The sequence below is a fragment of the Rhizobium aethiopicum genome, from assembly GCF_014197535.1.
Classification (GTDB): domain Bacteria; phylum Pseudomonadota; class Alphaproteobacteria; order Rhizobiales; family Rhizobiaceae; genus Rhizobium; species Rhizobium aethiopicum_A.
Genome location: NZ_JACIFV010000002.1, coordinates 490,972 through 503,238, shown reverse-complemented (window position 1 = coordinate 503,238; position 12,267 = coordinate 490,972). Strand labels below are relative to the sequence as shown.

General features: G+C 61.1%; 14 protein-coding genes. 1 reads left to right on the top strand and 13 read right to left on the bottom strand.

The features are described from left to right. The coding region (locus tag GGD53_RS05510; RefSeq protein ID WP_184454293.1) for a leucine zipper domain-containing protein at positions 1-223 on the bottom strand (223 nt) is incomplete at its 3' end. A 289-nt stretch (positions 224-512) separates the two neighbouring features. On the opposite strand from GGD53_RS05510, the gene GGD53_RS05505 reads away from it, so the two are divergent. Then, positions 513-758, top strand: a complete 246-nt coding sequence (locus tag GGD53_RS05505; protein ID WP_184454292.1) for a DUF6894 family protein — start codon at positions 513-515, stop codon at positions 756-758. 69 nt (positions 759-827) lie between these two features. Here GGD53_RS05505 and GGD53_RS05500 read toward each other — a convergent pair whose 3' ends face one another. The 12 genes from GGD53_RS05500 to GGD53_RS05445 form a co-directional block, all read right to left on the bottom strand. Beyond that, complete coding sequence (locus GGD53_RS05500; RefSeq protein ID WP_184454290.1) at positions 828-1,226, bottom strand: DUF427 domain-containing protein; 399 nt, start codon at positions 1,224-1,226, stop codon at positions 828-830. A gap of 80 nt (positions 1,227-1,306) precedes the next feature. Beyond that, positions 1,307-2,005, bottom strand: coding sequence for a B3/B4 domain-containing protein (locus GGD53_RS05495; RefSeq protein ID WP_184454289.1), 699 nt, complete (start codon positions 2,003-2,005; stop codon positions 1,307-1,309). Between the two features lie 2 nt (positions 2,006-2,007). After that, on the bottom strand, positions 2,008-2,898 hold the full coding sequence (locus tag GGD53_RS05490; protein WP_184454287.1) for a DMT family transporter: 891 nt from the start codon (positions 2,896-2,898) through the stop codon (positions 2,008-2,010). Positions 2,899-3,185: 287 nt separating this feature from the next. Beyond that, positions 3,186-3,980, bottom strand: coding sequence for an AraC family transcriptional regulator (locus GGD53_RS05485; RefSeq protein WP_184454284.1), 795 nt, complete (start codon positions 3,978-3,980; stop codon positions 3,186-3,188). A gap of 59 nt (positions 3,981-4,039) precedes the next feature. Further along, a complete protein-coding gene (locus tag GGD53_RS05480) occupies positions 4,040-4,825 on the bottom strand; it encodes an APH(3') family aminoglycoside O-phosphotransferase (RefSeq protein ID WP_184454282.1) in 786 nt (261 codons plus the stop codon). Beyond that, positions 4,822-4,983, bottom strand: coding sequence for a hypothetical protein (locus tag GGD53_RS05475; protein ID WP_184454275.1), 162 nt, complete (start codon positions 4,981-4,983; stop codon positions 4,822-4,824). The genes GGD53_RS05480 and GGD53_RS05475 overlap by 4 nt, the downstream gene beginning before the upstream one ends. Before the next feature lie 103 nt (positions 4,984-5,086). After that, the gene (locus GGD53_RS05470) at positions 5,087-6,196 is read right to left on the bottom strand and encodes a DUF930 domain-containing protein (protein WP_348647398.1); all 1,110 of its coding nucleotides are present in this window, start codon (positions 6,194-6,196) and stop codon (positions 5,087-5,089) included. Between the two features lie 123 nt (positions 6,197-6,319). Continuing rightward, positions 6,320-6,613: a GYD domain-containing protein gene (locus GGD53_RS05465; protein ID WP_184454273.1), complete on the bottom strand. Its 294-nt coding sequence runs from the start codon at positions 6,611-6,613 to the stop codon at positions 6,320-6,322. Positions 6,614-6,920: 307 nt separating this feature from the next. Beyond that, on the bottom strand, positions 6,921-8,978 hold the full coding sequence (rpoD, locus tag GGD53_RS05460; protein WP_184454271.1) for an RNA polymerase sigma factor RpoD: 2,058 nt from the start codon (positions 8,976-8,978) through the stop codon (positions 6,921-6,923). 474 nt (positions 8,979-9,452) lie between these two features. Then, complete coding sequence (locus GGD53_RS05455) at positions 9,453-9,797, bottom strand: GFA family protein (RefSeq protein ID WP_184454269.1); 345 nt, start codon at positions 9,795-9,797, stop codon at positions 9,453-9,455. A gap of 10 nt (positions 9,798-9,807) precedes the next feature. Continuing rightward, positions 9,808-10,845 (bottom strand): L-threonine 3-dehydrogenase, encoded by a 1,038-nt coding sequence (gene tdh, locus GGD53_RS05450; protein ID WP_184454267.1) that lies wholly within the window; start codon positions 10,843-10,845, stop codon positions 9,808-9,810. Positions 10,846-11,060: 215 nt separating this feature from the next. Then, positions 11,061-12,248, bottom strand: coding sequence for a glycine C-acetyltransferase (locus GGD53_RS05445; protein ID WP_184454264.1), 1,188 nt, complete (start codon positions 12,246-12,248; stop codon positions 11,061-11,063). Positions 12,249-12,267 lie beyond the last annotated feature (19 nt).

The following is a 12,267-nucleotide window of genomic DNA, read 5'->3' as shown; positions in this document are numbered from 1 at the left end:
GCGCCTGACCGGTCTGCCGGGGCATGACATGAGGTCGGGACGAACGATCGAGCATAGCCTCTCGACCACCGCCCTTGAAACGCTCGACCCAGCGGGCGACGATCTTGGCCGAGACGCCATAGGCCTGTGCTGCCTGAGCCTGAGTCAGATGCCCCTCGATAACAGCAAGGGCCATTTCTTCCCGGCGCAACGGTGTCAGTCGGGCATTCTTATGAATGTTCATTCGCGGCGATCCCTCCGACTCGAGATGTGGTAGCTCCAGTCTCCTCGATCCGCTCCGAATGGACAACCTCCCGAAAGCTCACACCTAGAGCCTTTCCAGGTTAGATTGAAGCGTTCCACGCTTTCAACGCGCATGCGATACGTCGGGCATCCGCACGGAGGTCGACAAGATCGCCGGCGACGGTCCGGGACCGCCTCGGTGCGGCCTGTATTTTCTATGAGAATCAACGCCTGGCCTCGGGAACAATTGTCTTCATCGGTTATTTCTTCTCTGACGCGCAGGAAAGAACATGACTCGCTACTATTTCGATCTGCACAACGGGGAAGGTCCGACGCGCGACGAGCACGGCACCGAGCTCAAATCTCGTGAAGACATTCCCAAAGAGGTGACCCGCATCCTGCTGGATGTGGCCCGTGACGAATTGCCGGCAGGCGACCGCACGACCATCGCCGTCACCGTCCGCGACGAGCGCGGCGATCCGGTCACGGTTGCCAGCCTCGTCTTCAGCAATGAATGGCTCGACGTCATCCGATGACGGCCTTCATCGAGGCTGCCGCCGAAGCCCGCGGGAAGGATTTTCAGCGCTCCGACACCCGCGCGATCGTCAGAAGGCGCCTGCCTCGGGCGCAGCCATTTCCTCGATCGCGTCGACACGGTCGGGATAAAAGGCGAGATGGTCCTTGATGTTGCTGACGGCGGCATGCGGGGATTCGTAGGTCCAGACGGCATTCTCGGAGCGTTTGCCAGCCAAAACAATGCTGTAGTAGGAGGCATCGCCCTTGTAGGGGCAATGCGTGGCGTGATCGGTGCGCTGAAGCAGCGACATGTCGACATCCCTGCGCGGAATATAGTGGACCGGCGGATAGGAGGCCTCGCGCAGCGTCAGCGCGTTGCGGCTATCGGCAATCGTCTTGCCGCCGACGGTGACGACGACGCGGCAGGGATTGTGCTCAACGGTGATCGGATGGTCCGGCCCGGGAATCTTGATCGACTTGTCCAACATGGGGTTCGTCTCCAGAAGATAACGATGCCCCTGAGATAGGGCGCCCATGCCGCCGGCCCAAGCCCCGAACCTTTATCCCCTCACGCCTGCAATTCGAAGCGCGATGACGCGTGGCTGAGGGTTGCGGTCGCCGCCGTCACCGTCCAGTGACTTGCGAGCGCATCGGCGAGTGTCGCGATCAGCCTGCCGGTATCCTCGCCGGCGCCGGCATGCAGCGCCTCGGCGACGATCAGCACCGAGCGCGTCGTCTCCCGCACCGCTGAAAGCCCGCTCTGCCGGTTCGTCCAGCGGCGCGCATGGGCTCTGCCTTCGCCATCCGCGAAGATCACTTCGTCAGGCTCCGGATGTTCGCTTTGACCGCCGAAGGTGAGATAGGTCTCATGCCCCGTTGCATGCCGCACCTGGAGATCGCCGGCAATTTTTTCCGTGTCGAAGGCGGCGACAGGAATGGCAAAGGCGAGCGAAATCGCATTGCAGAGATCGACGAGCGGATGAAGCCGCGGCAGCAGGCACTCCTGGCGGAAGCGGCGCAGCAGCGCCTCGGAGGCCGAGCGATACTGCGTCGGCTTCAGCCCCATGCGGGAAAAGCCGCGCCGCCAGGCCTGGATCTCCGGGAATTCGCTTTCCTGGGCTTCAGCCAGGCGAGCCTCGGCAATCGCGCTGAAACTTGCGACCGCCTCTTTGACGTCTGCCGCCGCATCAATGCCATCGGCATAAATCGCGGCGGCGCGAAGCTCCGGAAAAGCCTGCCAAATCGCCTCGGAATGGCTGAACTGCATGATCATTTCCCTTCCATGAGTTTCCTGTGGTTTCCGGCAAAGGCAAGCCCGGACACGGCCGCCAGCACGCAGGCAATGCCGGCAATCTGATTGAAGCCGACCGGCTCGCCGAGAATGACGAAGGCGAGCATGACGGCCGAAACCGGCGCAAGCGCGGTGAAGAGCGCGGCTTCGGTGCCGCTCACCCTCTCTGCCCCCGCATACCAGAGCAGAAAGCCGCCGACGGTCGGCACCAGGGCATAATAGGAGACGGCAGCGGCAGCGCTGGCGGAAAACCCATGAAAGAGCGCCTCGAAAATCGCCGGAACGATCGAGACGACGAAGCCGATGCCGGTCATCAGCATCGACTGGGCAAGCGGCGGGATATCGGCCGCCAGCCGCTTGTTCAACAGAATGAACAAGCCCTCGCAGATGACCGCAAGGAAAATCAGCAGATTGCCGACAAGCGAGCCGCCGGTCGCCTTTGGCGTGAAGGCGATCGAAAACACGCCGGCACTTGCCAGCGCCACCGCCAGCAGCAGGCCCCGCCCCGGCCGTTCGCGCAGCAGCAGGATCGAAACCGCCGCCGAGACCACCGGCAACGTGCCGATTATGACGCTGGCATCGGCGGCCGACGTCAGGCTGAGGCCCGATATCAGCAGCGTCGTGTAGCCGACACTGCCGGCGCCGGCCTGAATGACGAGGATGAGGCGGTCATGCCCGGAGAGCTTCGGTAACCGGGTTCCGCTTGCCCGCATCAGCAGGAAAAAGACGGGAAGAGCGAGGGCGAAGCGCAAGGCGGTGGCCGTGAAGGGCGGCAGTCCCGAAGCAATGATCTTGCTCGCAATGACAGTGCTGCCGACCGTCAGCATGGCCAGCGCCAGATAGAAATAGCCTTGAACCTGTCTCGACATTCCGCGCCTCCGATTGGATGCGCTGAAGAAACAGCAGCGACCGGTCTGGGTCTTGAACGAAATTGCAGGCGTATGACCAAAGGTGGCCAGCCCCGTCCTTCGAGGCCCCTGCGGGGCGCCTCAGGATGAGGCTGGAGAGAGGCCCAGTGCGGCCCTTGCGAGGCACCTCGGGATAAGGCTGGAGAGAGGTGGCAGCCGCAGGCACCCACGACCAGCCCTCATCCTGAGGCGCGTAGGCCAAAGGCCGGAGCCTCGAAGGACGAGGGCGGGTGGCAGGGTCTCACCGCTCAGAGAAAAGCGCCGGCGTAAAGCCGCGGCGACAGGCCGTATTTGCGCACGAAGACGCGCGTCATATGGCTCTGGTCGGCAAAGCCGCTGGCAAAGGCGGCTTCCGCAAGCGGCGTGCCCTCAGCGATCAGCCGCCGGGCGAGATGGATGCGGGCCTGGACGAGATAGGCATGCGGCGTCAGTCCCGTCGCCCTGGCGAAGCCGCGCAGCAACTGGAAGCGGCTGAGGCCGCTTTCCCTGGAAAGATCGGCCAGCGAGACGGCGGCAAGAGGATCGTCGTCGATCAGATCCCGCGCCGCGCGGATGGACGCCGGCACCGGCGGCCTCTCCTCGCTGCCGCCGCCTTCCCGCATGACATCGGCAACGAGTTGCAGCAGCAGTTCCTCGGAAAGCAGCCCGTCGGCAGTACTCGCGGTCACCACACGAAACAGCGTTTCGAAGCGGGCGGCGATCGCCGCATCGCGAATGACGGGATGGGAGATTTCCGAGCGCCCTGCGCCGATCTCTTGCGAAAGGCCGGTGACGATCTCGGGATCGAAATAGAGGATGCGCCACGATCGGCGCTCGCCGATCGGCGCGCCATCATGCACCTCGTTCGGATTGACGGTGATGATATCGCCGGCCTCGGCCTCCACCACGCCGCGCCCGCTGAGCGATTTCTGCGCCCCCGACGAGACAAGGCCGATGCCGAACTGCTCATGCGTGTGCCTGGCGAAACTGTGAGGCGTTTCGGCTTCCACCGCTTCGACGCCTGTCAGCGCCGAGCGCAGCATCCTGAACTGGTTTTTCGGCATTTGACATCCGCAGGTTCGATGCCGGCAACTCTGCCAGCCGCGCCTCGATGACGCAACGTCTAGAAGAACTCATCGAGCAGCTGATAATAACCGAGCCTTGCCGGATCAGGTGCCGGCAGGCCGTAACGATCGAGAAAGGGCTGCAACAGCGCCTCGCCGAAATTATAGGCGATGCTGCGGCAGGCGAGCGCGATATCCTGATGGCGGTCGGCGACGCCGAGGCGGCTGCAATCGATATAGCCTGAGAATTGGCCGCCGGACGCGACGAAGTTCGGCAGGCAGGCATCGCCATGGGTGACGACGAGATCCTCGTCGGTTGGCCTCATGCTTTCGAGCGCGGCGAAAAGTTCGGCAGCCCTTTTCCCAAGCCGGGCCGCATCGAAATCCTCCTCATCGACGGTTCCCGCTTCCATATGCGCCTTGGCCACCGGCAGGCGCTTTTCCAGGCGGTGATCGAACGGACAGGAAGCAATCGGCAGGCGATGAAGATCGAGCAGTGCCCCCGCCAGCAATTCGACACGCGCCAGCGGTGTCAGCGCCGAAGCGCTGGCAAGGTCGGTTCCCGGCAGGGCGCTCACCAGCAGCCAGTTGCGCTCGCCGTCGCTTTCCCGGGCGATCACCTCCGGGCATGGCAGGCGGCAAGCCTTGAGCCAGTCGAGCCGGGCCGCCTCATCGGCAAGCTCGCCGAACGGCCCCGCCGCCTCCACCTTCAAATAAAGCGCCGGCAGGCCCTCGCCTGCCAGGCGAAAGACACTCGCCGCCGACCGGCCGAGCGCATCCCGTTGCATCCGGTAGCCGGCCAGACGGGCAGCAAGCGGGCCAGGCAATCTCTCGAAAGATGTCAATGAATCGTTTCGGCGGGGGCTGCTTCGAGCAGGATCTCGAACGCCTCTTCGAGCGCCGCCACCAGAATATCGGTCAGTTCCTCGCCTTTGTTTTCCAGGAACAGCGCGCTGACGGCTTCATCCTGACGCTCAAGAAAACGCTCGATCTCGTTCGACATATCATTGTCCCTTCTTCACCGTACCATCACGGCCATGGTGAGAGGCTAGATGCGGTTCCTTGCGTGTGGCTGGTTGCGGGAGAAGGCTTGCGCCACGTGAAGGTCAGTATTTCAGAAAACCCCGGCTTTTCCATTGGCTTTTGGGAATCTTGTCTCCAACATCGAAGCGGAAGGATATTACCTTCCTAGCATCATTGTCGACTTCGCATATCAAGGTAACGTCGTACCAAGAGCCTGAACTCTGGAAGGCGCCGCCTGTGCCGTTAAGAATATTCCCCTTGATGGCACGCGAGAAGGAAGGCAGGAAATCCGGCTTATACCCTTTCGGAGCATGGATCAGTTGCTGTTGAAGTTCGGTCAGGCAGAGCGCATTGATGCGGGTACCTCGAGGCAGATTGTTAATCGCGGTCTTAATCATCGGATCGGAAGTGACCCTCTCGGAATACAGCACCCCAGCTTCGGTAAGCTCTTTGGCTTTCTTTCCAGCTGCCGTCACAGGAGGTGGCGCTGACGCAGGTTCGTTTGTACGTTCCGCTTGCTCGAATTTCGTCTTTGCTTCGTCCGGCCCTATGGCAGCCGGCGCTTTCTTTTCCGGGTTGATTTCATCAGTTTGCACCTGAGGGAGCTCGATATCCTTAGGCACTGGATTCGCCGCAGGAACCGTCTTCGGAACATCAGACTTTTCGGATTGCGATGGCTCAACGGACGCGTTCGCTGATTTCACGCCGGCAATGGATGGCTTTCGGGTTTCCGCGTGCTGCGGCAACGCCTGTTGCCTCTGTCCCGACACAGTATCCTTGTTCGCAAACTCAAGAACCGAACGAGAGATGCTTTGCATCGGAGGGGTCAGCTGAGGTTTTGCAGCTTCCGTTTGAGGCGGCGGCGGTGGAGGCGGCGGCAGTTGTTTCTTCGCCTGTTCCGGCGGCTTCAGTTCCGGTCGTTTTTCCTTGGGTTTTTCCTCCGGCTTCTTCTCCTCCGGCGGCGGAACGAGCTCGACCTTCACGCTCTCGTCTTCGGCGAGCTTCGGCTCGATCCTCGGCAGACCGAAAATGAGAAGCGCGATGAGAGGCACATGCAGAAGCACGGACGCACCGACACCCCAGCGGATTTCAGTCCGCTGTTTCGATCCTTCATGCATTTCTGCCGGGTCGACTTCTTCTGTCACAGCAGCGATGTGGCCTTTAAAGCGGGCAGCATCAAGCCACAAAAGCAAAAAACCTCGTGATTACACCGCCGAACTCTCAGTTCGGCGGACGTCATCCGCAACGCGGTATGCGTATGCGCTTCGGCCTCACCTGGCCTCTGCACAGTATTTGGAACCGAGCTCGAGCAGTGATCAGCCCAACGAACCAATGAGATCCCGATAGGCCGCTTCCGGGAAGGCCTTCAGCGTCTCGGTCCGCACGTTGCCGGCCATGGCAAGAGAGAGTGTGAAATGCGCCATCACGGCATCGTCAGGCGCCTCGCAGACGGCCACCATGTCATGCCCGCCCATCGTCAGAAAGAATTGATTGAAGGAGCCGCCGACGCTGGCGAGCAGTTTCTTCGCCGCGTCCAGCCGTTTTGTCGAGTCACGTACAGTGCGGATGCCTTGATCCGTCCAATCGATCAAAAGAATGTAAGTGGTCATATCGCACCTCCCAGAGCGTGGTGCCGAAAAGGTGAGCAGACGACATCATGCTCTCTTCTTGGATCAGATCCGGATTCGGATTTCAGGCCGGCAAGGCCTGCAATCATCTGGATCCGGCGGGGATAGACCATGCAGGCATATGTCGCCCCTCGCTCGCGCGTCGCGATCGATCCCTACCCGCGGCCGGATTATAGGCTTGTCACCACAGGGCGACAAGAAAGCCGCCGCGATCATTGGTACTAATCATAAAAGCAAAAGCCGGGCGTAAAGCCCGGCTTTTCCAAATCATCACGGCATTGTCGAAGCGTCAGCTGTCGAGGAAGGAGCGCAGCTTTCTCGAGCGGCTCGGATGCTTCAGCTTGCGCAGCGCCTTCGCCTCGATCTGGCGGATACGTTCGCGGGTGACCGAGAACTGCTGGCCGACTTCTTCGAGCGTGTGGTCGGTGTTCATGCCGATGCCGAAGCGCATGCGCAGCACGCGTTCCTCGCGCGGCGTCAGCGAGGCGAGAACGCGGGTCGTCGTCTCGCGCAGGTTCGCCTGGATGGCAGCGTCGATCGGCAGCAGCGCGTTCTTGTCCTCGATGAAATCGCCGAGATGCGAATCCTCTTCGTCGCCCACCGGGGTTTCGAGCGAGATCGGCTCCTTGGCGATCTTCAGGACCTTGCGGACCTTTTCGAGCGGCATGGCGAGCTTTTCGGCCAGTTCCTCCGGCGTCGGCTCGCGGCCGATCTCGTGCAGCATCTGGCGCGAGGTCCGGACGATCTTGTTGATCGTCTCGATCATGTGCACCGGAATGCGGATCGTGCGGGCCTGGTCGGCGATCGAGCGGGTGATCGCCTGACGAATCCACCACGTCGCATAGGTCGAGAACTTGTAACCGCGGCGGTATTCGAACTTGTCGACCGCCTTCATCAGGCCGATATTGCCTTCCTGAATGAGATCGAGGAACTGCAGGCCGCGGTTCGTGTACTTCTTGGCGATCGAGATGACGAGGCGAAGGTTCGCTTCGACCATTTCCTTCTTGGCGATGCGGGCTTCGCGTTCGCCCTTCTGCACCATATGCACGATGCGGCGGAATTCCGAGATCGAGATGCCGGTTTCCGTCGCCAGATTCTGGATCTCCTGGCGGATGTCGCGGATCGTCGTGTTCTCGGCCTTGGCGAATTCCTTCCAGCCGCGAGCAGCCAGATTGCCGATCGACTTCATCCAGTTCGGGTCGAGCTCGGCGCCCTGATACTGCTCAAGGAAACTATCGCGCTTGACGCCGTAGGATTCGGCCAGACGCAGCAGGCGGCCTTCGTTCTGCACGAGGCGCTTGTTGATGTCGTAGAGCTGCTCGACCAGTGCATCGATGCGGTTCTGGTTGAGCGACAGCGATTTGACCGCCTTGATCAGCTCGTCCTTGAGTTCCTTGTAGCGGCGCTCCTGGGCGGAAGACAGCGTGCCGGTGGCGGCAAGACGCTGCTCGACCTGCTGGTCCTGCAGCTTGCGCAGCTTCTTGTAGGTCTCGGCGATGATGTCGAGCGTTTCCATCACCTGCGGACGAAGCTCGGCTTCCATCGCGGCGAGAGAGAGGTTGGATTCATCCTCGTCCTCTTCTTCCTCTTCAGGAGGCAGGCCTTCGCCGCCGACATCGGTAATGTCGTCGTCACCGGAGCGGGCGCGCCGGGTCTTTTCCTTCTCTTCCGCCGCCTTGCGGTCGGCCTCGATCTTTTCGGGGCTCTGGAACTGCGGCGCGGCCTTGGCTTCCGGACCGGAATAGGTCGTTTCGAGATCGATGATCTCGCGCAGCAGCGTCGTGCCCTCGTTGAGTTCGTCGCGCCAGATGATCAGCGCCTGGAAGGTCAGCGGGCTCTCACAGAGGCCCGCGATCATCGTCTCGCGGCCGGCTTCGATGCGCTTGGCGATCGCGATTTCGCCTTCGCGCGACAGAAGCTCCACCGAGCCCATCTCGCGCAGATACATGCGCACCGGATCGTCGGTACGGTCGGTCGGCTCTTTCTTTTTGGCGGTCGCAAGCGCGGTGCCGGCCGAAGGCGCGAGTTCGCCGCCTTCGCTTTCGTCATCGCCGCCGGCGTCGTCGTCATCGCCACCGCCGGAAGCACCAGCCTCTTCGGCTTCCTCGTCCTCGATGACGTTGATGCCCATGTCCGACAGCATCGACATCGTGTCTTCGATCTGCTCGGAGGTCACTTCCTCGGACGGCAGGACGGCGTTCAGCTCGTCCATCGTCACATAGCCGCGCTTCTTGGCGGCCTTGATCATCTTCTTGACCGCGTCGTCGGAAAGATCGAGAAGAGGGCCGTCGCTTGCGCCGTCGCGTTCGACTTCCGCGTCTTCGTTCTCTTTGACCTTGGTTGCCATTTATATCGTCGCCTTCCTGACGCTATCCAATCTCGCTACGGTGAATGGGCCGTCTCAGGGCTTGACGCGCCGCTCGCGTCGCCCTTGAATCACCTGAGCCCACCTAACGGGATGACATTTAAAGTCTGATTAACCACGATCGCCGGTACCGGACAGCAAAGCTTTCTTGCCTTTGGATTTCCGGCCATGGTTGCGCGATCCGCCTTGACCCTGTTCACCGCTTCAACAAGTCGAACGGTGATTCCCACATTTTTTGTTCTCGTCAAGCTTTTCCAGCAAAAAAGCCCGCGAAAACTCGGAAAAAGCCTTATCCACAGGCTTTGAACCGCGGCTGCGATTGCGAACCTTATTTAAGAAGCAGCAAACAAAAGACAAGGGCGGCCGAGATTTTGCTCGCCGCGCCCGTTGTTTCAGCCTTTTGACGCAGTTGTGGCTTGGATATATTGCGCTTTTTCCGGGCGGGTATCGGCCGGCCTAATGCGCCGCGCCATCATAGGGCGTCACCTTCAGCGCGCCGAGATCGAGCGCGGGAATGCAGCGCAGATTAATCGAAGCCATCGACGAGCCGTTAGGGGCCACGCCCTCGCCGAAAGGCGCGATGCCGCAATTGGCGCAGAAATGATGCTGGATGACATGCTTGTTGAAAGTATAAGTCGAGATATTTTCCTCAGGTGTCTTCAGCACCAGCTTCTCGCGCGGCACGAAGGCAAGAAGCCCGCCTCGCCTGCGGCAGAGCGAACAATTGCAGTCGAGCGCCTCAGTGAATTCGCCTTCGACGGTGAAAGCGATGTTGCCGCAATGGCAGCTTCCATAGAGCATGTCGTCCTCCTCACATCCAATCCATCACGACTTTGCCTGAATTGCCCGACCGCATCGCCTCGAAACCGTCGCGGAAATCGTCGATCTTGATGCGATGGGTGATGATCGGCGAAAGATCGAGGCCGCCTTGCACGAAGGCGATCATCTTGTACCAGGTCTCGAACATCTCACGGCCATAGATGCCCTTGAGATTGAGCATCTTGAAAATCACCTTGTTCCAGTCGATCTCGAAACCAGCCGGCGCGATGCCGAGAATGGCGATCTTGCCGCCATTGTTCATCTTGTCGATCATGTCGCGGAAGGCGGGTGCTGCGCCCGACATTTCGAGCCCGACGTCGAAGCCCTCCGTCATGCCGATCGCCTTCATCACGTCGGCGAGGTTTTCCTTCGATGCATCGACGACATGGTCGATGCCGAGCTTGCGCGCCAGGTCCAGACGGTGCGGATTGATGTCGGTGATGACAACCTTGCGGGCGCCGGAACGTTTGGCGACGAGCGCTCCCATGATGCCGATCGGCCCGGCGCCGGTGACGAGCACGTCCTCACCGACGAGATCGAAGGAAAGCGCGGTATGCACGGCATTGCCGAACGGATCGAAGATCGCGGCGATCTCGTCGGAAATGTCGTCCGGGATCGGCACGACATTGCTTTCGGGAATGCAGACGAACTCGCCGAACGAGCCCGGCCGGTTAACGCCGACGCCGAGCGTGTTGCGGCAAAGATGCCCCCTGCCCGCCCGGCAGTTGCGGCACTTGCCGCAGACGATATGCCCCTCGCCGGAGACCCGCTCGCCGACGTGATAGCGGGTGACCGCCGAACCGATCTCGGCGATCTCGCCGGAGAATTCATGACCGACCACCATCGGCACCGGAATGGTCTTCTGCGCCCACTGGTCCCAGTTCCAGATGTGGACGTCGGTGCCGCAGATCGCCGATTTCTTCACCCGGATCAGCACATCGTTCGGCCCCACCTCCGGCACCGGCACATTCTCCATCCAAAGCCCGACTTCCGGCTGCGACTTGACCAGCGCCTTCATCATGTTCGACATTCAACTACCCCACCTTTGCTGGCCCAGACTTCGCTATTCCCTCTTCTCCCCAGCGGGGGAGAAGGTGCCCGTAGGGCGGATGAGGGGGCCACACGGCACACCGCCCAAATCCGATATTGTTTCTCGCTTACTGCTCGAAACCTCGCTTCGCTCGCCCCCTCATCTGTCCTGACGGACATCTTCTCCCCGCTGGGGAGAAGGGAGAAGAAGCCTTCTCAAATCACCCCCAACTCCCGCCCTGCCTCCGCAAAAGCCGCAATCGCCCGCTCTACATCCGCCTTCGAATGCGCCGCCGACATCTGGGTGCGGATGCGGGCCTGGCCTTTCGGCACCACAGGGAAAGAGAAGCCGACTACATAGATCCCCTTCTTCAGCATCAGGCTCGCCATGTCCTGCGCGAGCTTGGCATCGCCAAGCATGACCGGGATGATCGGGTGGCCTTCGCCGGCTAGCTTGAAGCCGAGCTTCGTCATTTCAATACGAAAGAGATCGGCATTGTCGGAAAGGCGCTTGCGCAGGGCATCGCCGTTTTCGATCAGGTCGAACACTTTCATCGAGGCAGCGGCGATGACGGGAGCCAGCGTGTTCGAGAACAGATAGGGCCGCGAACGTTGCCGCAGCCATTCGACGACTTCGGCTCTCGCCGAAGTGTAACCGCCGGACGCGCCGCCGAGCGCCTTGCCGAGCGTGCCGGTGATAATATCGATCCGGCCTTCGACGCCGCAATATTCCGGCGAACCGCGGCCGTTCTTGCCGACGAAGCCGACGGCGTGGCTGTCGTCGACCATGACCATCGCGCCGTATTTCTCGGCGAGATCGCAGACGCCACCGAGATTGGCGATGATGCCGTCCATCGAGAAGACGCCGTCGGTCGCAATCAGCTTGAAGCGGCTGCCTTCGGCCTTTTTCAGCTCCTCTTCCAGCGCCGCCATATCGTTGTTGGCGTAGCGGAAGCGCTTGGCCTTGGAGAGACGCACGCCATCGATGATCGAGGCATGGTTCAGCGCGTCGGAAATGATCGCGTCCTCTTCGCCAAGCAGCGTTTCGAACAGACCGCCATTGGCATCGAAGCAGGAGGAATAGAGGATCGTGTCCTCCATGCCGAGAAAGGCAGAAATGCGGGCTTCGAGCTGCTTGTGCTCCTCCTGCGTGCCACAGATGAAACGCACCGAGGCCATGCCGTAACCGTAGCGGTCGAGCGCCCGCTTGCCGGCCTCGGCCAGTTCTTCATTATCGGCAAGGCCGAGATAGTTGTTGGCGCAGAAGTTCAGCACACGCTCGCCGGTGGAAATCGCAATCTCGCCCGCCTGCTTGGAACTGATGACCCGCTCTGACTTGTAGAGGCCGGCATCCCTGAGCGCCGAAATTTCGGCCCGGAGATGGGAAAGAAATGGCGAGGTCATGGGCGGCCTTTCCTGACGT